Annotated in this window: 21 protein-coding genes and 1 tRNA gene; 13 read left to right on the forward strand and 9 right to left on the reverse strand. The window is 61.1% G+C overall.

All coding sequences use genetic code 11. The features are described from left to right. Positions 1-283: 283 nt before the first annotated feature. Entirely contained in the window at positions 284-2,746 is a 2,463-nt protein-coding gene (locus BQ8794_RS02775; protein WP_143744445.1) for an arylsulfatase, read from the reverse strand. A 1,018-nt stretch (positions 2,747-3,764) separates the two neighbouring features. Between BQ8794_RS02775 and BQ8794_RS02780 the strand changes: the two genes are divergently transcribed. Both BQ8794_RS02780 and BQ8794_RS02785 read left to right on the forward strand, forming a co-directional pair. Then, complete coding sequence (locus BQ8794_RS02780; RefSeq protein ID WP_077372807.1) at positions 3,765-4,781, forward strand: alcohol dehydrogenase; 1,017 nt, start codon at positions 3,765-3,767, stop codon at positions 4,779-4,781. 584 nt (positions 4,782-5,365) lie between these two features. Continuing rightward, entirely contained in the window at positions 5,366-7,123 is a 1,758-nt protein-coding gene (locus BQ8794_RS02785) for an adenylate/guanylate cyclase domain-containing protein (RefSeq protein ID WP_077372810.1), read from the forward strand. A gap of 302 nt (positions 7,124-7,425) precedes the next feature. Here BQ8794_RS02785 and BQ8794_RS02790 read toward each other — a convergent pair. Beyond that, a tRNA-Leu gene (locus BQ8794_RS02790) sits at positions 7,426-7,510 on the reverse strand. 467 nt (positions 7,511-7,977) lie between these two features. Between BQ8794_RS02790 and BQ8794_RS02795 the strand changes: the two genes are divergently transcribed. Together BQ8794_RS02795 and BQ8794_RS02800 are read left to right on the forward strand one after the other, a co-directional pair. After that, positions 7,978-8,565, forward strand: a complete 588-nt coding sequence (locus BQ8794_RS02795; RefSeq protein ID WP_077372813.1) for a YqaA family protein — start codon at positions 7,978-7,980, stop codon at positions 8,563-8,565. 94 nt (positions 8,566-8,659) lie between these two features. Continuing rightward, a complete protein-coding gene (locus BQ8794_RS02800; protein WP_077373315.1) occupies positions 8,660-9,178 on the forward strand; it encodes a disulfide bond formation protein B in 519 nt (172 codons plus the stop codon). A 254-nt stretch (positions 9,179-9,432) separates the two neighbouring features. Here BQ8794_RS02800 and BQ8794_RS02805 read toward each other — a convergent pair whose 3' ends face one another. Together BQ8794_RS02805 and BQ8794_RS02810 are read right to left on the reverse strand one after the other, a co-directional pair. Further along, on the reverse strand, positions 9,433-9,990 hold the full coding sequence (locus tag BQ8794_RS02805) for an HNH endonuclease (protein WP_023797250.1): 558 nt from the start codon (positions 9,988-9,990) through the stop codon (positions 9,433-9,435). Between the two features lie 228 nt (positions 9,991-10,218). Further along, positions 10,219-10,860: a DNA-3-methyladenine glycosylase family protein gene (locus tag BQ8794_RS02810; protein ID WP_077372817.1), complete on the reverse strand. Its 642-nt coding sequence runs from the start codon at positions 10,858-10,860 to the stop codon at positions 10,219-10,221. 91 nt (positions 10,861-10,951) lie between these two features. Between BQ8794_RS02810 and gluQRS the strand changes: the two genes are divergently transcribed. Both gluQRS and BQ8794_RS02820 read left to right on the forward strand, forming a co-directional pair. After that, positions 10,952-11,827: a tRNA glutamyl-Q(34) synthetase GluQRS gene (gluQRS, locus tag BQ8794_RS02815; RefSeq protein ID WP_077372820.1), complete on the forward strand. Its 876-nt coding sequence runs from the start codon at positions 10,952-10,954 to the stop codon at positions 11,825-11,827. A 255-nt stretch (positions 11,828-12,082) separates the two neighbouring features. Further along, positions 12,083-12,958, forward strand: coding sequence for a DMT family transporter (locus tag BQ8794_RS02820; RefSeq protein WP_077372824.1), 876 nt, complete (start codon positions 12,083-12,085; stop codon positions 12,956-12,958). A gap of 68 nt (positions 12,959-13,026) precedes the next feature. Here the strand turns inward: BQ8794_RS02820 and BQ8794_RS02825 are convergent, their stop codons facing one another. Next, complete coding sequence (locus BQ8794_RS02825; protein WP_077372828.1) at positions 13,027-13,878, reverse strand: YihY/virulence factor BrkB family protein; 852 nt, start codon at positions 13,876-13,878, stop codon at positions 13,027-13,029. A gap of 57 nt (positions 13,879-13,935) precedes the next feature. On the opposite strand from BQ8794_RS02825, the gene BQ8794_RS02830 reads away from it, so the two are divergent. The 7 genes from BQ8794_RS02830 to BQ8794_RS02860 all read left to right on the forward strand — a co-directional run bounded on the left by BQ8794_RS02830 (position 13,936) and on the right by BQ8794_RS02860 (position 19,626). After that, positions 13,936-14,802 carry an SDR family oxidoreductase gene (locus BQ8794_RS02830; protein ID WP_077372831.1) on the forward strand — a complete coding sequence of 289 codons (867 nt, stop codon included), beginning with the start codon at positions 13,936-13,938 and terminating at the stop codon, positions 14,800-14,802. Positions 14,803-14,825: 23 nt separating this feature from the next. Next, on the forward strand, positions 14,826-15,017 hold the full coding sequence (locus BQ8794_RS02835; RefSeq protein ID WP_023797244.1) for a twin transmembrane helix small protein: 192 nt from the start codon (positions 14,826-14,828) through the stop codon (positions 15,015-15,017). Positions 15,018-15,045: 28 nt separating this feature from the next. Beyond that, complete coding sequence (locus tag BQ8794_RS02840) at positions 15,046-15,627, forward strand: cob(I)yrinic acid a,c-diamide adenosyltransferase (RefSeq protein ID WP_077372834.1); 582 nt, start codon at positions 15,046-15,048, stop codon at positions 15,625-15,627. Positions 15,628-15,652: 25 nt separating this feature from the next. Further along, on the forward strand, positions 15,653-16,456 hold the full coding sequence (locus BQ8794_RS02845) for a rhomboid family intramembrane serine protease (RefSeq protein WP_077372837.1): 804 nt from the start codon (positions 15,653-15,655) through the stop codon (positions 16,454-16,456). Positions 16,457-16,791: 335 nt separating this feature from the next. Beyond that, positions 16,792-17,541 carry an electron transfer flavoprotein subunit beta/FixA family protein gene (locus BQ8794_RS02850; RefSeq protein ID WP_077372839.1) on the forward strand — a complete coding sequence of 250 codons (750 nt, stop codon included), beginning with the start codon at positions 16,792-16,794 and terminating at the stop codon, positions 17,539-17,541. A gap of 159 nt (positions 17,542-17,700) precedes the next feature. Then, on the forward strand, positions 17,701-18,630 hold the full coding sequence (locus tag BQ8794_RS02855; RefSeq protein ID WP_077372842.1) for an electron transfer flavoprotein subunit alpha/FixB family protein: 930 nt from the start codon (positions 17,701-17,703) through the stop codon (positions 18,628-18,630). 117 nt (positions 18,631-18,747) lie between these two features. Beyond that, positions 18,748-19,626, forward strand: a complete 879-nt coding sequence (locus BQ8794_RS02860) for a 3-hydroxybutyryl-CoA dehydrogenase (RefSeq protein ID WP_023797239.1) — start codon at positions 18,748-18,750, stop codon at positions 19,624-19,626. 136 nt (positions 19,627-19,762) lie between these two features. Here BQ8794_RS02860 and BQ8794_RS02865 read toward each other — a convergent pair whose 3' ends face one another. From BQ8794_RS02865 to BQ8794_RS02875, 4 genes are read right to left on the reverse strand one after another with little or no spacing between them, the layout of a single operon-like run. Continuing rightward, complete coding sequence (locus BQ8794_RS02865; RefSeq protein WP_077372845.1) at positions 19,763-19,978, reverse strand: hypothetical protein; 216 nt, start codon at positions 19,976-19,978, stop codon at positions 19,763-19,765. Between the two features lie 8 nt (positions 19,979-19,986). Beyond that, positions 19,987-20,133 (reverse strand): hypothetical protein, encoded by a 147-nt coding sequence (locus BQ8794_RS35435; protein WP_167378604.1) that lies wholly within the window; start codon positions 20,131-20,133, stop codon positions 19,987-19,989. Continuing rightward, positions 20,120-20,761 (reverse strand): hypothetical protein, encoded by a 642-nt coding sequence (locus tag BQ8794_RS02870; RefSeq protein ID WP_077373317.1) that lies wholly within the window; start codon positions 20,759-20,761, stop codon positions 20,120-20,122. Before BQ8794_RS02870 ends, BQ8794_RS35435 begins: the two co-directional genes overlap by 14 nt. Positions 20,762-20,783: 22 nt before the next feature. Continuing rightward, positions 20,784-22,112: a gluzincin family metallopeptidase gene (locus BQ8794_RS02875; RefSeq protein WP_077372848.1), complete on the reverse strand. Its 1,329-nt coding sequence runs from the start codon at positions 22,110-22,112 to the stop codon at positions 20,784-20,786. Positions 22,113-22,145: the final 33 nt, after the last annotated feature.

Here is a 22,145-nt window from a genome sequence, read left to right on the forward strand (position 1 = left end):
GTGGCGAACCCGGCCAGCAGGCGACTCCCAAGGGCGAGGCCTGCGACCCGTGCGACCGGTAGGGCGATGCCGGCAAGTTCCTGGCCGAGCAACAGCCGCCCGACGAGCGACGGGACGACGAACAAAGCCACCCCTGTCAAGACTTCACCGACGGCCGCGAAAATGAGCACCTTCTTCATTGTACCAGTCCGCTCGGTCATTCGCCCTCGCGACTCGATTGGCAATTGCCAGGGCCGCGAGGGGCTTTGCTTGACCATGGCGCAAGCCAGGCCAACCAAAGGCGTTACTCGGCAGCCTTCTTCATAGCTTCCTCAAGCCGTCCCTTGTCAGCATCACTCAGCTGAGGCCGATCGATCACAAGCTTGAGGCTGTCGATTGTGCCTGTGAAGGCGAAGGGCACAGAGTAGGAAGCGTCGTCCACCGGCGTCCCCGTATCGGACCCGATGTCCATGTTCTCGTCCCAGGCCAGGATGAGCGGAACGGTGCCCGGCATCTTCTGCGTCGCCACGACATTGCCGTCCACCTTCAGCTCGCCCGTGCCACCCTTGCCGATGCCGCTGAAGTCGTTGAAGGCGAGCGTCGCAGCCCCTAGCCCGTCATACTTGAAGTCGAACTCAAGTGTGTGTTTGCCGGGAGTCAGAGCGTCGGGAGCTTCCCAGGCCACTTTCTGCAGGCCGAGCAGGTTCCAGACGAAGGTGGGCTTGCCTTTGTTGACGAACAAACCGTAGCCGGTGAAGCGGCCGCCTTGCGTAATGATCATGCCGTCGCCGCCGCCCTCGGGCACCGTCACCTCGGCGGTGAAAGTGTAAGAGGAGTTCAGTATCGCGGGCGCGACGCCATTCGAGATGCCTGTCATTTTGCCAGGGAACTCGAACTCGGACCGGCCAGCTGTGATTGATGGCCGCGGCGTGACGAGACGGCTTACCACCGAAGCGTCGAGCGGCATCACATTGTACTTCTTGGCCTCCTGCCACCAGACCGCCTCAAGCTCCTTGACCTTGTCCGGACTTTGCGCCGCCAAGTCGCGGTTCTGCGTCCAGTCCGTGTTGATGTCGTAGAGTTCCCAGTCGGCCTTGGCCGGATTGGTGTTCTGCGGACCCGCCGTCACCCACGCCGGACGGCTCACCTTGTCCACCAGCATCCAGCCCTCGTGGTAGATCGCGTAATTGCCGAACATCTCGAAGTATTGGGTCACGTGATGCGAGGGTTCGTCGGCGTTTGCTGCGTCGAAAGTGTAGCTGAGGCTCGATCCTTCCATCGGGCTCTGCGGAATGCCGTCGACGACCGAGGGTTCGCGGATTCCTGCGGCCTCTAGGATGGTCGGAGTGACGTCGATGACGTGGGCGAACTGGTTGCGGATGCCGCCTTTGTCAGCGATGACTTTGGGCCAGGCAATCGCCATGCCCTGCCGTGTGCCGCCGAAATGGGACGAAATCTGCTTGGTCCACTTGAACGGCGTATCGAAGGCCCAGGACCACGGAACCGCCATGTGGTTGTAGGTGAACTCGGTGCCCCAGATGTCGTAGAAGCTCTTCAGCTGCACGTCCACCGGCACTTCAATGCCGTTGAACATCGCCACTTCGTTCGGCGTGCCGATCAATGTGCCTTCCGCAGACGATCCGTTGTCGCCGGATATGTAGATGATCAGCGTGTTCTCGAGGTCGCCGCTATCCTCCACAGCCTGAACCACCCGGCCAATCTCGGCGTCGGTGTAGGAAAGATAGGCGGCATAGACATTGGCTTGCCGGATGAACATCTTCTTCTCGTCATCCGTCAGCTGGTCCCAGTTCTTTAGAAGGTCCGAAGGCCAAGGGGTAAGATCCGCTGTCTGCGGGATCACGCCGAGTTTTTTCTGGTTGGCGAAGATCGTGTCGCGCAGCTTGTTCCAGCCACCGTCGAAGAGATGCATGTCTTCGGTCTTCTTGATCCACTCGGGCGTCGGATGGTGCGGCGCGTGGGTCCCGCCGGGTGCGTAGTAGACCAGCCAAGGCTGGTCCGGCGACAGAGTATTTAGCTGGGTCATATAGTCGATGGCATCGTCCGCCATCGCGGTGATCAGGTTGTAGCCCTTCTGCGTTTCAAACGGGTAGATCTGGGTGGTGTTGCGGAACAGGTTGCCCGGCGTCCATTGGCTCGTGTCGCCGCCCATGAAGCCATAAAAATAGTCGAAGCCCATGCCTGTGGGCCACTGGTCGAAGGGACCGGCCATGCTGATGTGATAGCCTGGCGTGTTGTGGTTCTTGCCGAACCACGAGGTATTGTAGCCGTTGTCCTTCAGGATCGTGCCGACGGTCGCCTTGTCCTTGGTGATGACGCTATCGTAGCCCGGATACCCGGTCGCCTGTTCCGAGATAACCCCGAAACCCGTCGAATGGTGGTTGCGTCCGGTTATCAGGGCGGCCCGCGTCGGCGAACAAAGCGCCGTGGAGTGCATGTTCGTATAGCGCAGCCCCATGTCAGCAATTTTGTCGAGTGTCGGGGTTGGAATTACGCCTCCGAACGTTGAAGGAGCGCCAAAGCCGACGTCGTCGGTGATGATCAGCAGGACGTTCGGAGCTCCTTCTGGCGGGGCGACGCGCGGCTGCCAGAACGGGGTCGATTCAAGCGCGTTGCGCTCGGTCTTGCCGCCAAACGGCATGTCGGGCGCAGGCAGTTGGAGCCCGTCGATCGCTCGCGTGGCAGCCGGAGAACCCAGCGGCGCATCGGATTGCTGTGCCTGCCCAACGCCCGTCAGTGCAACAACCATGCCGGTCGCCGCAACTACCGTTCTCATTGAGCAAGTAGCTATTTTGCCAAGGTGACGTTTCAAGCCTTCCTCCTTTGCATGCAAACGAACCGGTGCAGAACGGACTGTGCTGACCACCTGGCGCAACATCTTCTCAATGCATCACACTGTCGATAAGCAGCATGTAAGTTACGCGAAACTTCATGTCGGTCTGAAACCGCGCCACGTTCTTTGATCTGCGTCAATGCACGTCTAGTCGGGTCGAGACGGAGTTGCTGGCTCATTAGTCGCAAGGCTGCGTGACCGGCACGCGACAGGGCAGACGTTGGCTCGGCGAACATCCCCTGAGATTGCCACGGTCTGAAAAGGCGACCCGGCTGCCCAGGGAATCGGGTGGGAGTCGAGGCAGCCGGGTCATGCTGGGTTTCCCAAGCTCAGGCTAAATAAGCATCTGCTCAATCTAGCAAAATACAATAGCGGCGTGGCTGGTCTATGCTTTCGTCCCGCCGGCCAGGTAGGCCTGCCCGTGCATGAAGCACGTGGTCGGGCTCGCGAACTCGACGGGCACGCAAGACTGCCGCCGCATTGTCAGAGGTGCAGTCCTGTCGATTGGGTGTAGTTGCAACCGAGCAAATGAGAACAAGGGCTGTCAGCATCGTCAGCTCCATCCATTGCGGCGCGAGGTCGGAATCGCGTGAAGGGGTCAAACACGACAGCGCCGTCACGAGGCTTCATCCGGCCTGTGGCGGGCCTCTCTGAGCTTTGACACAGTCTGGAAAACGGGCGTCTTAGGCAGAAATTGCGCTATTTCTGCTTGACAGACCTCGGTCGATGCCACGGCATGCTCGCTCCGCCACAGCGCTCCGATTCAGGCGTATAGTCGCGCATTGCTGGCAGTTCGATCTCAACGATCACCGCGGCGGGTGATTGAAGCGATTTACGTGATGCCAGCGCAGAGTTTAAGCAGGGCAAGACTTAGAAAGCGGCCAATCGATATCAACCCTTTGCCCGACGCAACCCCAACTACAGGAGGCCCCCAATGCCACGTATGCGTGCTGTTCAAGTGAAAAACGCCAATGGACCATTCGAGCTGGTCGAACGCGAGATTCCGATCCCGGCTCCGGGCCAAGTCCTGATCAAGGTCCAAGCGTGTGGAGTATGTCACAGCGATGCCTTGACCAAATTGGGGGTATTCCCGGGAATCGCCTATCCGCGGGTGCCAGGCCACGAAGTTGTGGGTGTCATCGACAAGGTCGGCGAGCGAGTGCCCAATTGGAAGCCTGGGCAGCGGGTCGGCGTTGGCTGGCACGGCGGTCATTGCGGCCATTGCCCCTCCTGCCGTCGTGGTGATTTCATCACATGTGCGAATGGGCAGATTCCCGGCATCACCTATGATGGCGGGTACGCCGATTACATGATCGCGCCGTTCGAAGCCCTGGCTGCGATCCCAGATGATCTGCAGGCCGCCGAAGCCGCGCCGCTCCTGTGCGCAGGCATCACGACCTACAATGCGTTGCGGAATAGCGGGATCCGTGCGGGCGATACCGTCGCGGTGCTCGGCATCGGCGGTCTAGGTCATCTCGGTGTGCAGTTCGCCGCCAAAATGGGCTGCCGCACGGTCGCCATTGCGCGGGGCGCTGACAAGCGGCCGCTGGCGCACAAGCTTGGCGCTCATCACTATTTCGACAGCACCACCCAGGATGCTGCCGCCGAACTGAATAAGCTGGGTGGGGCTCGCGTGATCCTGTCCACCGTCACCAATTCGCAGGCGATGAGCGCGGTGCTTGGCGGACTGGCTGTTGATGGCAAGATGATCGTCGTTGGCGCTTCACCCGACCCCATCGAGGTCTCGCCATTCCTTCTGATCGGCGGCCGCCGGGCGATCCAGGGATGGCCTTCTGGAACCTCGGCTGATTCCGAAGACACTTTGGCTTTCAGCGCCCTCGCCAACATTCGCCCAATGATCGAAACGATGCCGCTTGAGCGGGCGGCAGAAGCCTATGAGAGGATGATGAGCGGCGCAGCCCGGTTCCGGATGGTGATAACGACCGGGTAATAGCCCGGTCGTTGTGCCTGTGTCGCCGAGCACCCCCGACGCCGCGGACTTGCGCCTGCCACTTGTCGTTTCGTTTGCGTATGGATGCCATAACGCGTTGCTCCTTTTGATGTGACGAGATTGTGACCGGCCGCAACAAAGAGCTATTTCGGGAGTGGGGAGGCACCTCCAACCCTGTGTTTTTGCAGGGTATTTAGTGGCGCGCCGGAGAGGATGAAGATGAGAACTGGCTCGTCAGCATGATAACCTGAGGGTCAAGGGTTTCAAGCCCTGTCCCTCGATGGAGCGCGATTTGTCTCAACGGCGTGGTTGCGCCACCTCCGGACCTTTGCCGTGATGCCGTGAAGGTCGCGTTTTGACGCCATTTGCGAAAGCTCATTGGTCTCGCTAGCAAAGGTCGCGAGCGATCCAAAAAAAGCGATCGTGCCACTAGGAGTGGTGGGAAGGTAGGAAGCCCCCCATATGGGCGGGGAACGGCCCAGCCTATACCAATCCACAAGAACATAGGGTATCTTTCCGGGGTTGAATTGTCCGACGTATCGTCGGTCGCTTCTGGGGGGCCGATCAATCTCGAAGCCGCTCCCATGCGTCGATCGCTATTCCGGAAGTACTTTCTAGTCTTATTCGCCGCCGTCATTTTTCCGATGGCTGCCGGCGGCATCAGCGACGCCTGGTTCAGCTATGGCGACCAGCGTGCGATCCTCAGCGCCCTGCTGCGGTCCGAGGCAACATCCGCAGCCGACAAGATTGAGAGCTTTCTCGACGAGATCAAGCGTCAGCTCGCCCCGACGGTGAACCAGATCCGGTCGACCACGGACGCCGTGAAACAGTATCGGTTCCTTGCCATACGGGCGATGCACCAAGCCCCGGGAATTGTCAGCATCAGTTTTCTCGACAGTACTGGCGCAGAGCGGCTGCACGTCTCCCGCATTGGCTTGAACAGGACGGAAGGCGGAGCGGACCGCTCCGGCGATCCCGCTGTCGTGGGTGCCAGGTCGGCGAAATTCTGGTATGGCCCGGTCACCTATCGCCAGGGTTCCGAACCGCTCATGACCATGGCGGTGGCCGCATACTCAGGCAGCACAGTCGTCGCCGAAATCAGCCTGAAGCCTGTCTGGCTCATCGTTTCCGAAATTCGCATTGGTCGCAGCGGCCAGGCATTTGTTGTCGACCAGACCGGCGGCCTAGTAGCTCACCGAGACATCACCAAGGTATTGCATGGCACCGACGAGAAAGCGGCGTTAGCCCTGCGCAGATTGCGGGATGCAATCGCCGCCGCGGGCGGCAATGCGATTGCAACCCGCAACGCCGAGAATGAACCCGTTGTGACCGCTGTTGCACCGATTGCCGCAGCCGGCTGGACGGTGTTTGTCGAGCAGTCGCAGGCAGAGGCTTTTGCGCCCCTATACGCTTCATTGTGGCGGACCGGTGGTCTATTGCTCGCCGCCACAGTCCTTGCGGCGGCACTCGCCTATTGGCTTGCCAGACGGATGAGCGGCCCCATCCGACTATTGGAAGAGGGCACCCACAAAATCGGTGCCGGACAGTTCGATCACCGGATCAACATCGCCACTGGAGATGAACTCGAGCGGCTGGCGGCGCAGTTCAATCAAATGGCGCACGAACTCGCCATATCGAGGGACCGCGCGGAGCGAATGACGCGGCTGAAGCGCTTCCTCGCACCGCAGGTCGCGGAGCTCGTAGAAAAGGCTGGCGACGAGAGCGTGCTCGCTGGCCAGCGCGCGGAAGTGGTCGCTGTTTTCTGCGACTTGCGTGGTTTTACCGCTTTTTCAGCGCATGCCGAGCCTGAGGACATCATGCAGGTCTTGCGTGAGTACTATGAGGCGCTCGGCGCGATCATCACCCGGTATGAGGCAACGCTGACCAGTTTTTCGGCGGATGGGTTGATGGTTCTCGTCAACGCCCCGGTTCCGTGCGAAGAGCCGGCGCTTCATGCTGTGAAAATGGCTGTCGACATGCGGGATGCCATTCAAGGCCTCATCTCTGGGTGGCGACTGCGTGGCCATCAGATTGGTTTCGGCATAGGTCTCGCAATGGGGTGGGCAACGGTGGGCCGAATTGGCTATGAAGCCCGCGTTGACTACACCGCGATCGGCAATGTCGTGAACCTGGCGTCGAGACTGTGTTCGTCCGCTGATGATCAACAAATCCTCATCGATCATTCCGTGGCGCGCTTTGTGGGTGGCAAGGTTCCGATCATCGAGCTCGGCACTCGCCGCCTCAAAGGCCTCGACGGGCACGTACGCGTCTATAATGTCAAGATGCGAGGCATGGGGCCGGATTTAGCTCCAGATGCAAATGCCATCGGCGCAAAGGGTTAGGCGCGCCTCTGCGCCACTGGTGCCATTGGCGGCTTCGAGCACCCATTTGAGACGTTCGAGCCAACCTCCCGCAACGACAGCTCAGGTCAGATCTTCGCGTTCAAACGGCAACGCCGAGTCACCTTATTCGCTGGTGACGAATGGGCTCCCAGACAGTTCTCTCTTTTGTTCGGGCGCCTCTTCGAAAAACCGTTTCAACTCAAGGGGTTCGAAATTTTGGCGCGCCCGACACGATTCGAACGTGTCAACTCCACCTTCGGAGAGCAGCGCTCAAGGTGCGGCCGTGCCAACTAAGAATTGAATGGTGCGGGTGGTCGGAATCGAACCGACACTCCTTTCGGAACTGGATTTTGAATCCAGCGCGTCTACCAGTTTCACCACACCCGCAAAGCACTAACTCGTTGACCTCTCAACGCTCTCATCCTGCACCTAGGTAGAAGGTGGCAGTTTGAGAATTGAGCGACCCTCAACTCCTAACCTATTGACCTCTAATCCTATTACCCTGCGGGCTGAAGGTAGCATCCTGATTTTTTGTCGAGCGCGTCTACCAATTCCGCCATAGGGGCTCAGGCCGGGCGGCCTGGATGGGCGCGGACTATACGGTTGGAGGCCTGTTCGTCAACTGGCCAATTCGGGGTGGCCAATTCCGGGCATGTCGCTTTCGCTCGGCCGCGGCCTTTCGATTTCGTGAAGCGGCGGCCATTGTGCAGCGCGAAAAATCTTTCTAGACAGGCAGCGCATTAAAGCGCGCCGCGTCTGGAGAGATTCATCTGGCGCGCTTTTGGTCTTGGTTTTTATGCATTGTTATCCCAAAGGCGCTGCGCATTTTTGGGCGACGTGCATCAGGAGTGCCGATGCTTCGCGGACTTTACGACTGGACCTTGTCGCTGGCGGCAAAAAAATCCGCCGAATGGTGGCTGGCCTTCATCGCCTTCGTCGAAAGCTCGGTGTTCCTGGTGCCGGCCGACGTGCTTTTTCTGCCGATGGCGCTGTCGCGGCCGGATCGCGCCTATCGCTACGCGCTGGTCGCCACCCTCGCTTCCGTTCTGGGCGGCATCGCCGGCTGGTACATCGGCCATTATGCCTACGACACGGTGGCGAAGCCGATCCTCGAATTCTACGGCAAGTATGACGACTTCGAGGCGCTGCGCGTCTCGTCGGGCGTTGGCTTCATCATCCTGATGCTGATCACCTCCGGCCTCGCCCATCTGCCGCCGATCAAGGTGGTGACGATCCTGTCCGGCGTCATCGGCGTCAATCTCCTGCTGTTCATCGTGCTGGCGATCGTGGCGCGCGGCGCCCGTTTCCTGTTCCTCGCCTGGCTGCTGCGTCGCTATGGCGAACCGATCCGCGAGTTCATCGAAAAGCGCCTTGGCCTGATTGCGGGCGCCGCCGCCGCTGCCCTGATTTCGCTCTATATCGTCGTCAAATACGCTTTCTAGAGCATGATCCCGAACCGAAGGTCAGCGTAGCAAAAAGTGGGCGCACCGGTTTTCGGAAAAGATCATGCTCAACAAGAAGGCGAACGGCAGATCGATGACAGCGACCGTGAATGCCGACAGGGGAGGCCAGCGCATGCGGACGGCGTTGTTCCTCGCCGCTGCCATGGCCGCCACCGTCGGCTCGGCGCTGGCCTTCCAGCACCTCGGCGGCTACATCCCCTGCAAGCTCTGCCTGGAGCAACGCACTCCCTATTACATCGGCGTGCCGCTGATGCTGCTGGCGGCGCTTGCGTCGACATTGCGCGCGCCCGCATGGCTGATCCGCGGCCTGCTGGCCGTCGGCGGCCTGCTGATGGTCTACGGCGTCTATCTCGGCGTCTATCACTCCGGCGTCGAATGGGCGTGGTGGCCGGGGCCGACCGACTGTGCAGCGGCTGCCGGACCGGTCGACACCGGCGGCAAGGGCGTGCTCGATGCGCTCGACAGATTCGTGCCGCCCTCCTGCGACAAGGCGGCTGTGCGCATCCTCGGCCTGTCGCTGGCCGGCTGGAACGCCATCGCCAGTTTGGTCCTGGCCGTCATCGCCTTCCGCGGCGCCTTTGCCCGCGATTAATCTAGTGCGGCGCGAGATCATTCAAGAATTCGGCAGGCTGAGTCGTATGGAGTGATTGTCGAGAACCGAAGCGCAGCGGACATTAGAGCGCTGCGCGTCCAATTGGACGCGCAAGGGACGCTCTAACACTTTGCATTTGCGCATGATCCTTTCCGGAAACCGAAATCGGTTTCCGGGGTCATGCGCTGGTCCGTGAGCATCGGAAGCGCAGACAATCGCTTCAGACGGCCAACCTCCCGAATTATCGGATGATCTCAAGGCTCCAGTTCGACATCCCAGTACAGATAATCCATCCAGCTTTCATGCAGATGGTTGGGCGGGAACAGGCGGCCATTGTTGTGCAAATCGTGCACCGTCGGCTGAAAAGGTTTCTGCAGCGGCCACATCTTGGCGTGCGCCGGCATCATGCCGCCCTTCCTCAGATTGCAGGGCGAGCAGGCGGCGACGACATTTTCCCACGTCGTCGCGCCGCCGCGATGGCGGGGAACGACATGGTCGAAGGTCAGATCCTCCGGCGTGCCGCAATACTGGCACTGGAAACGGTCGCGCAGGAAGACGTTGAAGCGGGTGAAGGCCGGATGCCGCGATGGCTTCACATACGCCTTCAGGCTGACGACGCTCGGCAGTTTCATCGAGAAGGTCGGCGACGACACGGCGTGCTCGTATTCGGCGACGATGTTGACCCGCTCGAGGAACACCGCCTTGATGGCGTCCTGCCACGACCAGAGCGACAGGGGGTAATAGCTGAGCGGACGGTAATCCGCGTTCAGCACCAGTGCTGGAAGCCCATCCGGAGATACGGCAACCGTCACGTCATTGACCTCCTTGGTCCAGTGCATGACCCCGAAAATCGACTGATTTTCGGAAAGGATCATGCACAGATTCAAAAGTCCTACAGCGTCCTTTGCGCATCCAATTGGATGCGCGGCGCTGTAGCCTGTCGGCGCGGATACTGTAAGCCCGACATGACAGGGATGTGAAGCGGCTTGTCGATCAAACGCAGCGCTAAAAGCGCCTGATTTCAATGCTTTTTTGCGAACTCAGGCCGGAGGCGCGGCGTCCCTGCCCTTCAATTCGCGATAATACGCCCAAAAAAGCCGTGATGCGACACCGCGCCACGGGCTCCATGATTCGGCGAGCTTGACCAGCGTTTTCTCGGGCGGACGCGGGTCGATGCCGAGCGCGTGGCCGACCGCGCTCTGCAGGGCAACGTCGCGTGCCGGGAAGACGTCGGGGTGGCCGGCGGCGAACAGAAGATAGACTTCCGCCGTCCACGGACCGATGCCTGACACCTTGGTCATCGCCGTGATCGCCTCCGCGGCATCGAGCAAGCAGAGATGATCGAGGTCGAGGCCGTCGACCACTGCCTGGGCGACGGCGATCAGCCCGCGCTGTTTCGGCCGCGACAGTCCGGCCTCGCGAAACACGGCTTCGTCGGCGGCAAGGATCGCTTGCGGCGTCAGCGGATCGACGAGTTTTGCCAGCCGCCCGAAGATGGCGTCGGCGCTGGCGCGGGATACCTGCTGCGAGACGATGATCGAGGCAAGGCTTCTGAACCCCGGCTCGGACAGCCGAAGCGGCACCTCGCCGGCAATGCCGCGCACCTTTTCCAGGCGCGGGTCGAGCAGGCAGAGCGCGTCGAGCCCTTGCGAGACGTCGTCGAGCGTGGCGATGCGTTGCATGTCTGCTTGTTCCCGGCGCAAAGTGGCAGATGTAATCAGGCGCAAAGTAGCAACTGGCGAAAGCGCCGCACAACCCGATTGCCGCCGAACGATGACACTCCTGACATTCCGCTTCGCGCCGAGCCCGAATGGCGAACTGCATCTCGGCCATGCCTATTCGGCGCTGCTCAATCAAAAATTGGCCAGCGCAACCGGCGGGCGGCTGTTGCTGCGCATCGAGGACATCGACACGACGCGCTGCACGCCGGAATTCGAGGCCGGCATTTTTCGCGACCTGGAATGGCTCGGGCTTGGCTGGGAACAACCGGTGCGCCGTCAGTCCGAGCATTTTTCGGACTATCGGGCGGTGCTCGATCGGCTGATCAGCGAAGAGCTCGTCTACCCGGCCTTCATGAGCCGTGGCGAAATCCGCGCCTTCATTACCGCCAGCGAAAAGCGCGGCCGCAACTGGCCGCGCGACCCCGACGGGGTGCCGCTCTATCCCGCCGTCGACAAGGCGTTGCCGATGAAGGAACGCCAGCGACGGATGGCCGAGAGTGCGCCCTTCGCCTGGCGGCTCGACGTCGATGCTGCGATGGCGCGCGTCGGCACAGACCTGTCATGGCTGGAATTTTCGGATGAGAGGCTTTCCGCAAAACGTGCGGTGAAAGCCCGGCCGCAGGACTGGGGCGACGTGATCGTGGCGCGCCGGGAAATCCCGACCAGCTATCATCTCGCCGTCGTCGTCGACGACGCGCTGCAGGGCATCAGCCACGTGGTGCGCGGCCAGGACCTCTATTCCGCCACCGGCGTGCAGCGCCTGCTCCAGGAGATCCTCGGCCTGCCGCAACCAGGCTATTTCCACCATCGCCTCGTCCTCGGCCCGGATGGACGAAAGCTGTCGAAAAGTTTTGCGGATACCGGCCTTGCCGCCCTGCGCGAGGCCGGCGCATCACCGGAAGACGTCCGGCGGCTGGTCGGGATCTAGTCCATTCCGTTACCTCAGAGCGTCGCGACGGTGCAGAACCTTTGATGGCGGCGGGACAGAGGGGGGGCGCGAAGGATCACTACAGATGAGCATTTATGCGGGTGGAACTGGATCATGATTTGATCCTCCGTGACCCAGAGCGCATCCTTCAACTCGGATGAGCCTATGGATCAACCGTTTGCTTTTGCTAGCCGGGTTGAACCGCTTTACAGCAGTCCCGTACAAAACCCATCACCGAGCGGCAGCCCTCCAAAAATGCACAGCGTCAAGCGGTTCATCCCCGCCTCCTTCGTCGTCCTGTGGGCGACCGGCTTCATTGGCGCGCGTTATGCCATGCCGTGGGCCGAGCCTTTCACCTTCCTGGCCGCGCGCTTCGTTCTGGCCGCTGTCCTGTTGGCCGCCTTGATGGCGGCACTCGGCTCCAGGCGAGCGACGCGCAAGGAGGCGCTTCACGCGACCGGCGCCGGCATCCTGATGCATGGCGTCTATCTCGGCGGCGTGTTCTGGGCCATCCACAGGGGCATGCCGGCCGGGTTATCGGCCTTGATCGTCGGCCTGCAGCCGCTGATCACGGCGGTAATGGCCGGCCGGTTTCTCGGCGAGGCCATTCTGCCGCGCCATTGGGCCGGCCTCACTGTCGGACTTGCCGGCGTGGTCATCGTGCTTTGGCCGAAGCTCGGGACGCTCGGCGGCGGCGTGACGGCCGAGACGCTGGCCGCCTCGCTTGTCTCGGTGCTTGGTATGAGCGCTGGCACGATCTGGCAGAAGCGCTTCGCCTCCGGCGGTGATCTCGTAGCGGCCACCAAATGGCAATATGTCGGCGGCGCATCGGTGATGGCTTTGGCCTCGCTCGCTTTCGAGACGCGAACCGTCGTCGTCAACGGCGAGTTGATCTTCGCCATGGCATGGCTGGTGCTGGTGCTGTCGATCGGCGCCATCTTCCTGTTGATGGTGATGATCCGCGACGGCGAGATGTCGAAAGTCGCTTCGCTGTTCTATCTGGTCCCGGCCGTCACCGCGGTCATCGCCTGGCTGTTGTTCGGCGAACAGTTGAACCTGGTCCAGATCGTCGGCATGGCGATTGCGACGCTCGGCGTCGGGCTGGCAACCGCTCAGCCGACCAAAGCATGATCCCGAACTGAAGGTCAGCGAAGCAAAGTGGAAACCGGCTTTCGGAAAAGATCATTCTCAACCAAGAATCAGCCAACTCGGGCGCGTGCCTCCAGATAGCGGCTGATCGCGGCATTGAGTTCACCGCCGAGAATGAAGATCGCCGAAACCATATAGAGGAAGACGACCGCGACCATGATCGAGGCAAGGCCGGCATAGGTCGTCACATAGGACGAGAAACGGTCGAGATAGGCGGCGAAGATGGTCGACCCGATAAGCCAGGCAATCAGCGTGAAGATGATGCCCGGTATGATCGAGACGAAGCGGCGCTTGCCCGCAGGCAGCCAGTAATGCACCGCGAACAGTCCGCCGACGATGACGATCGAGGCGATGATGTAACGCCACAGCGTGATCGTTCCCATATAGGGTTTTACCCATTCGAAATTGGCCTCGGCCAGCCGCGCCAGCAACGGCGCAAACACCAGAAGCACGCTAATCACCAGAAAACCTGCCGTGGCGATCAGCACGAAGGCGATGCTTTGCACCCGGCGGTAGATGATGCCGCGCGTTTCGGAAACGCGGTAGGCGCGGTTGAGCGAGGTGCGCAGCGCCTCGATGCCGTTCGAGGCGAAGAAGGCGGCAAGCAGCACGCCATAGGTCAACAGATCGGTGCGCTGCACGGTGAGCACGTTGAGCACTTCGCGCGCGATCGGCTCGGCGATCTGCTCGGGCCAGGTGTCGAAGACGAGGTGCACGGCGGTGTCGGCAAAGGCCTGTGCGCCAAGGAAACTGGCCAGTGTCGTGGCGAAAATCAGAAAAGGGAAAAGCGCCATCAGCGCCGTGATCGCCAGATGACTGGCCATCGCCCAGCCATCGTCTGCATCGAAATGGCCGAACGCGTCATAGAGCACGCGTTTGACGGCTACGATCTTCCGCAACACGAACCGCGTTCCCTTCGATTGTCTCGACGCCGCGAATATGGGAAGGGATTGCGGCAAATGGCAAGCCTAGGTCAAAGCACGCCTCCTCCTGGAGAAAAGTTGCGCACCATCATCGTCACCGGAGCTTCTTCCGGGATAGGCGCCTATTGCACCCGGGCGCTGAAGGCGGAAGGCTGGCGGGTGTTCGCGACGGCACGCAAGCCGGAGGATATCGCCGCCCTCGAGGCCGATGGCATCGAGGCTTTCTATCTGGATTATCGCGAACCGGGATCCATCGAGACGCTGGTTTCGTCGGTGCTGGAGCGGACCGGCGGACGGCTCGATGCGCTGTTCAACAACGGCGCCTACGCCCAGCCCGGCGCCGTCGAGGACTTGCCTGTCGCAGCGCTCAGGGAGCAATTCGAGGCGAATGTCTTCGGCTGGCATGACCTCACCCGCCGTGTCGTGCCGGTGATGCGCCGCCAGGGCCATGGCCGTCTCGTCCATTGCTCCTCGATCCTCGGCTTGGCGCCGCTGCCCTTTCGCGGCGCCTATTCGGCGTCGAAGCACGCGATCGAAGGGCTGATGCTGTGCATGCATCAGGAACTCCAGGGCAGCAGCATCCATGTCTCGCTGATCGAGCCGGGGCCGGTGACATCGAAGATCGCCAGCAACGGCCTTGTGTGGTTTCTCAGGAATATCGACCGCGAGAATTCCGTCCACCGCCTAGCCTACGAGGCGCAGCTGCAACGGCTGCAGGCCGGCGGCAGCACGTCACGGCTGAAGCCTGGGCCGGAGGTGGTTCATGCGGCCCTGCGCCATGCCCTTCTGTCGCGGCGCCCGCGTCCGCATTATGTGGTAACGGTGCCGGCCAGGATCGGCGTTGTCCTCAAACGCATCCTGCCGGCATCAATGCTCTACCGCCTGCTTGCCAAACGCGCCTGAACGCAATCGACTGGAAACACACTATGGCAACCGTCTTCAACATCCTCGCTGTCCTCGTCATGGTCGCCGTGGTGATCGTGCTGATCCGCGGCCTCATCAACATGATGCGCGGCGGCTCCGGCATGACCTCCAACAAGCTGATGCAGACGCGCGTGCTGCTGCAGTTCGTGGCATTGGTGCTGATCATGCTGGCGGTGTATTTCACCCGCAAGTGACGAGGGTGGCGATTTCGGGAGGCAGAGCGTGGTCAAGCTCAACAAGATCTACACCCGCACCGGCGACGACGGCACCACCGGCCTTGGCACCGGTGAACGGCGGCTGAAATCCGATCTGCGCATCGACGCCTATGGCACGGTCGACGAAGCCAATGCCTGCATCGGCATGGCCCGCATCCACACCGCGGCAACACACCCGGCGATCGACGCGATGCTCGGCCGCATCCAGAACGATCTTTTCGACCTCGGCGCCGATCTGGCGGTGCCGGACGACGGCCAGCCGCTCGGCTATGAGCCGCTGCGCATCACCGCTGTGCAGACCGACCGGGTCGAAAAGGACATCGACCTGCTCAACAAGGATCTGCAGCCGCTCAAATCCTTCGTGCTCAACGGCGGCACGCCGGCGGCGGCTGCCCTTCACCTCGCCCGCACGGTGGCGCGGCGGGCCGAGCGCATCATGGTGGCTTTGACGCAGGCCCCGGGCGAGCACGTCAGCCGCGAGGCGATAAAATACATCAACCGCGTGTCGGACTTTCTGTTCGTCGCCGCACGCGCAGTCAATGACAATGGAAACGCCGACGTGCTATGGGTTCCCGGCAAGAACCGCTGAATCTGCCGAGGCGGGAGGGGGTCCGATGTTCATCCCGCTTTATGACACCAACCGGCTGCGCCACATCAAGCAGCAATATGTCACGATCGGCCTGATCGCGTTCAATACGCTCATCTACTTCGCCACCGCGCTTGGCGGCGAGCAGTTCACCAACGCCGCGGTTCTGGGCCTCGGCTTCATCCCGTCGGTCGTCCATGACAGCGCCGAACTGGCTCCTCAGTTTGTCGTGATCCCGGAGAGCCTGAGCTACGTCACCTATTCCTTCCTGCATGCCGATATTTTCCATCTCGGCGGCAATATGCTGTTCCTGTGGGTGTTCGGCGACAATGTCGAGGACGCGCTCGGTCATATCCGCTTTCTCGCCTTCTACCTGCTCTGCGCCATCGCCGGCGCCTTCTTCCAGGGCCTGATCGCGTGGGACTCGCAGGTTCCGCTGATCGGCGCCTCAGGCGCCATTGCCGGCGTGGTCGCCGCCTATCTGATCCTCTATCCCAGGGTGAAGGTATGGGTGCTGGCCTTCGCCCGCATTCCGCTGCGCATCCCGGCCTTCATCCCGCTCATCCTGTGGATCCTGTTCCAGATCGTGATGTTCGCCGCCGGTGGCGAGGATCAGATTTCCTGGGCCTGCCATGTCGGCGGCATCATCGCCGGGGCCGTGCTGGTGCTCATCTTGCGCAACCGCGCCGTACCGCTGCTTGCCGGTGCGGACGAAGAGGCAGTGGTGGTCGCCGGCCAAATGCCTGTTGCCGCAGAGCCGGCGCCAGGTGAGCCGCTGCCGGCGCAGCCGGCGCCGCGCTGGGGACGGGCAAGCGCCTCCAGTCCGGACTGAACCGATTTGAGTGCGGCGCGGATGATTTGGGCGCGCCCCGGATATTGACGTGCGGGGTCGCCGCAACTACGGAAGCGTTCCCACACCAATGCATGTCGCGCAAAACTGTGCAGCGGTTTTTGCGATAACGACATGCATGAAACACACAACCTGAAGCGCGTCGCGTGAGGTTGGCCAAATGCGACGCACTTTAGACGGTCGGAGACCAGAATTCCGTCCGGAATGTCGGCTTTCGACAACTCTGAAGAGGCGCACACTGCTATAGCGCGCCCGAATATCTTGAAAGAGGTGACTATCTTGAAAGAGGTGGCTATCGTGAAAGAGGTGACAGGCAAATGAAGATCCTTGTGCCCGTGAAGCGGGTTGTGGATGCGAATGTGAAGGTTCGTGTGAAGGCTGACGGTTCGGCGGTGGAACTCGCCAACGTCAAGATGGCGATGAACCCGTTCGACGAGATCGCGGTCGAAGAGGCGATCCGGCTGAAGGAGGCCGGCAAGGCGGAGGAGATCATCGTTGTCTCGATCGGGCCGCAGCAGGCGCAGGAAACCTTGCGCACCGCGCTCGCCATGGGCGCCGACCGCGCCATCCTGGTCAAGACCGACGAGCAGACCGAGCCGCTGGGTGTCGCCAAGGTGCTGAAGGGCGTCGTCGAGGCGGAAAAGCCCGGTCTCGTCATTCTCGGCAAGCAGGCGATCGACGACGATTCGAACCAGACCGGCCAGATGCTGGCCGCACTTCTGGGCTGGGCGCAAGGCACTTTTGCCTCCAAGGTCGTTATCGATGGCGACAAGGCCAAGGTGACGCGCGAGGTCGATGGCGGCCTGCAGACGGTGGAGCTGAAGATGCCGGCGATTGTCACCGCGGATCTTCGCCTCAACCAGCCGCGCTATGCCTCGCTGCCCAACATCATGAAGGCCAAGAAGAAGCCGCTGGACGAGAAATCTCCCGCCGATTTCGGCGCCGACGTCAAGCCGCGGCTGAAGGTGATCAAGACCGAAGAGCCGGGCGGCCGCAAGGCGGGCGTCAAGGTCAAGAGCGTCGCCGAACTGGTCGACAAGCTGAAGAACGAAGCCGGCGTGCTGTAGGAATTCATGTGATGCCGGCCTGCAAACGGCAGGGTTCTCCGCTCACCTAGGCTCACGGACCGAAGTACGCTCCGCTCCGGTTCTCGAACCCAACCGTTTTCGACTCGGCCTGACATGAATTCGAGACGTCCCCACTAAAGTGGATCAAGGAATAGAGAGATGACAATTCTTCTGATTGCCGAACACGACAATGCGACGCTTTCCGACCAGACCGCCAAGGCGCTTTCGGCGGCACTGCAGATCGGCTCCGACGTGCATGTGCTGGTCGCCGGCAACGGCGCCAAGCCGGCAGCGGACGCCGCCGCCAAGCTCAAGGGCGTGAGCAAGGTGCTGCTCGCCGAAGCCGACGAACTCACCGAGCGTCTCGCCGAACCGCTGGCGGCGCTCGTCGTCGGCATCGCCGATGCCTATGACACGATCGTCGCGCCGGCGACCTCGTCGGGCAAGAATGTCGCGCCGCGCGTGGCGGCCCTGCTCGATGTCGCGCAGGTGTCGGAGATCATCGAGATTGTCTCGCCCGATACCTTCAAGCGGCCGATCTATGCCGGCAACGCCATCCAGACGGTGCAGTCGAGCGACACCAAGAAGGTGATCACCGTGCGCACCGCCTCCTTCCAGGCTGCACCCGAGGGCGGTTCAGCCCCGGTCGAGACGGTTCAGGCAGCAGTCAATCCCGGCCTGTCGAGCTTCGTCGAGAACAAGCTTTCCGAGACCGACCGTCCGGAGCTGACTTCGGCCAGGATCATCATCTCGGGCGGCCGCGCGCTGGGCTCCTCGGAGAAGTTCCAGGAAGTCATCCTGCCGATCGCCGACAAGCTCGGCGCCGCGGTCGGCGCCTCGCGTGCCGCTGTCGATGCCGGCTATGCGCCGAACGACTGGCAGGTCGGCCAGACCGGCAAGGTGGTCGCACCCGATCTCTACATCGCCGTCGGCATCTCCGGCGCCATCCAGCATCTTGCCGGCATGAAGGATTCGAAGGTCATCGTCGCCATCAACAAGGACGAGGAGGCGCCGATCTTCCAGGTCGCCGACTACGGCCTCGTCGGCGACCTTTTCGTCATTCTGCCGGAACTGCAAAAGGCGCTTTGACGCCTTCTGCCAAAGCGTATTAAATTGTGAAGGGCGGGGTAGACGAAGTCGCCCCGCCCTTTTAGTTTGCACCGCACAAAAAGCAGGCCGCAAAGGCCATTTGACGGGATCGGTGTAATGAACAAGATCGAGACGATCGGCATCATCGGCGCGGGCCAGATGGGCGGCGGCATCGCCCATGTGTCCGCGCTGGCGGGCTACAAGGTGCTGGTTTACGACATCTCGCCCGAGCGCATCGAAAAGGGCATCGCCACGATCAGCGGCAACATGGCCCGCCAGGTCGGCTCCGGCAAGCTCGAGGAAAAACTGCGCAACGAGGCGATGGCGCGCATTTCGTCAGCACCGACCATGGCCGACCTTGCCGGTGCCGATCTGGTAATCGAGGCAGCGACCGAGGACGAGACGGTCAAGCGCAAGATCTACGCCCAGCTCTGTCCGCAGCTCAATCCGGAAGCCATCCTGGCGACGAACACCTCGTCGATCTCGATCACACGTCTCGCCGCGCAGACCGACAGGCCGGAGCGTTTCATCGGCATCCATTTCATGAATCCGGTTCCAGTGATGAAGCTGGTCGAACTGGTGCGCGGCATCGCCACCGAGGACCAGACCTTCGAAGCGGCAAAGGCCTATGTGAACCATCTCGAGAAGACGATCACCGTCTCGGAGGATTTTCCGGCCTTCATCGTCAACCGCATCCTGCTGCCGATGATCAACGAGGCGATCTACACGCTCTATGAAGGCGTCGGCTCGGTCGACGCGATCGACACCGCCATGCGGCTCGGCGCCAACCATCCGATGGGACCGCTGCAGCTTGCCGATTTCATCGGCCTCGACACCTGCCTGTCGATCATGCAGGTGCTGCATGACGGCCTGTCGGATTCGAAATACCGCCCCTGCCCGCTGCTGGTGAAATATGTCGAGGCCGGCTGGCTCGGCCGCAAGACCGGACGCGGCTTCTACGACTATCGCGGCGAGCATCCCGTTCCGACGCGCTGACCGGCGATACGAGCCAGCGCGCGGTCGCGCTGAGTGAAGACCATGCTGCTGTTTTGTCGACAGCTTCGTGGCCGCGGATCGAAGACCGCATCGGGCCGATCCTTGCTCGTTTGCTCGCCGACCGCCGAAGGCCTCTCTAAATGACTATTAAACCTTGTGCGGCGCCCTCTATATTTCCACTCAATTTGATCACAACCCAGCGTACCTTATTCGCATCGTTGTCCGCTTTTTCAGTCGCCTCAGCAATCATCGGCAGTCTTGTTTCACTTGCTGTCTTCGAATCATCGACATAGACTTCAATTTGATCGTCCGGTTGCGCGCCAGCCTGATCGAATGAGGCGTAGAATTCCAAGTTGGCCGTCAGAAGCTCATCGCCAACAATGTCAAAGTATCCAATGCCCCCCTGACGATTCCAACAGGGCTTTCTTCCAGATAATCTATCTCTACAGCCATATGAAGTTCCTCCCTTGTTCCTGCCTGATGTTCGACGAGATCAATCGAGATCACCTGGTTTTCGTGGCGTCCATCCGCTTGATCTTGCCATCACGCCGCCCGATCTACCCATGCCGCCACCGGATCTGCCCATGCCGCCGCCCGATCTACCCATGCCTCCGCCCGACCTGCCCATGCCTCCGCCATAGGCCTCTCCAGATAACAGGATTTGCTCGAGTGACCCCGTCTCTGCGTCCAACCTGAGCGAATGGTCGCTCTTGTCGTAAATCCATACTTTCATGTCCTTGGAGAAAGCCCCAATCTGAAAGCCGAGACCCGTTCGCGCACTGGAGCCGGGAACTCGGGACAGTCTTTTGTACGCAACTTCGTTGTCGGCATCGGTCGGGGGAGGGTCGTCGGGGTCGAGGCCAGCCCCATGGACGAGAAAAATCGCTGGCGGAGCCAGTTCATAAAATGCTCCTTCAAAGGAAAAAGAAAAAATCCGTGCCAAACGCGCGTCAGGGTCTTCCTTCCCAGCGGGACCAGCAACATGTTCGAGCTGGCGTCGCAGAAAATTGTTGTTTCCTAGTCTTGGTACCTGCAAGTTACCGTTTATGCCGCCTCCTTTCAAAATCACGTCTTCAAGCAGCCGACCAAACAGATATACAGACGATACGCCAAGTAGTGTTTCATTATCTGACATCTTCCTCTCCACTCATTATTATCTAGCTAGACATCGACCTCGCTAACAGAACTCTTTCTCGATAACTCATCTTCGGAAAATTAGATATATCTCTCGGCAGCAAGGTGCGCGCCGAATGGGAATGACCGCGGCGCGGCCTATTGTTGATCCGCCTGCCAGCGTGCAGCTCGCCGATGCCCCGACGCCTGAAATTGCGATCGATGAGCCTTGCGAACTCACCCCCCGTCTCGACCTCGTCGACGGCGAGCATCGCCGTCGCGACATCTCCATAGTCCAGAAAATCAGGCCCAAGAGCCCACAGCGTTTCGGCGAGATACATCCCGACGACGTCGCGCGCATCGAGCAGCGCCTCGCGGAAGCCGTCAGTCCGGCGGGCGAAAGCGCGGTCGAAGGCGTCCTGCAGCGGCGCCCGGGCAGCCGGATCGGCTTCGGCGACATCGGCGAGATTCTCGACCTCGGGCGAGATCAGGCCGCGAGCCACCAGGCTCTCGTGAAAGATATCGACCAGAATGTCGAATATCGCGCCGGTGAGCGGCTCCGACAGGTCATGCTCGTTCTTCCAACCGTGAACGAATTCGGCCATCGTCCGCTGGTTGTTCGCCAACCTTATCTGGCTATGCGGCGAAAATTCCGAAAAGCGCGCGAGACGGTTGGCGAGATAGAGGTTGCCGCGCGTCTCGTCCAGCACATTGTTGATCACCGACGGGAAATGCATGGCGGCGATCAGCGACACGCAGTCGGAGAAGGCTTCCTGGAAGCCGACATATTCGGGGAACTCTTTGCCCAGGCCCGGCACGCCCAGCACGGCGAAGGCTATAGCGTGGCCGACCTCGTGGGCGACGATGTCGAAGTCGAGGCTGAAAGGGAGGATACTTCCGTCCGTCTCGAACTGGCTGCCCACTTCGAGATAGCCGTAGCCGAACTGCGCATTGTTCCACGTCGGCAGAATCGAGATTTCCAGACGCTCATGGTGATCGCGGAAATGCCATGCAACCGACTGGCCGAGATAGCGTTCCCACACATCGAGCGTGAACCGCACGGAGCCGAAGAGATGCGCGGCCTCGAAGCCGGGCATCGATGGCTGGTAGTGATCGAAATTGCCGCGCTCGTCGGGCACTGCCGGCGCGAGGATATTTCCTGTCCACGGCGGCAGATAGATAAACGGCGTTCCCAAGGGCGCGCGGTTCACGCCATAGGGCATGGTCTTGCCGACCGGCTCCACGACATACATTCGATCGTCAGACGGGCCGACACCGACGCTTCCGAGCGGCGATGAAACCGTGACGATTTCAGGGCACGCTCGAGCGTCCTCGAACGGAGGCTGGACAAAGAGCCTGAACCGGGTCGCCATCCCAGTACCCCACGACCTATATTAGCTCAGCAT

Source organism: Mesorhizobium prunaredense (genome assembly GCF_900156895.1).
In the GTDB taxonomy this organism is placed as follows: Bacteria; Pseudomonadota; Alphaproteobacteria; order Rhizobiales; family Rhizobiaceae; genus Mesorhizobium; species Mesorhizobium prunaredense.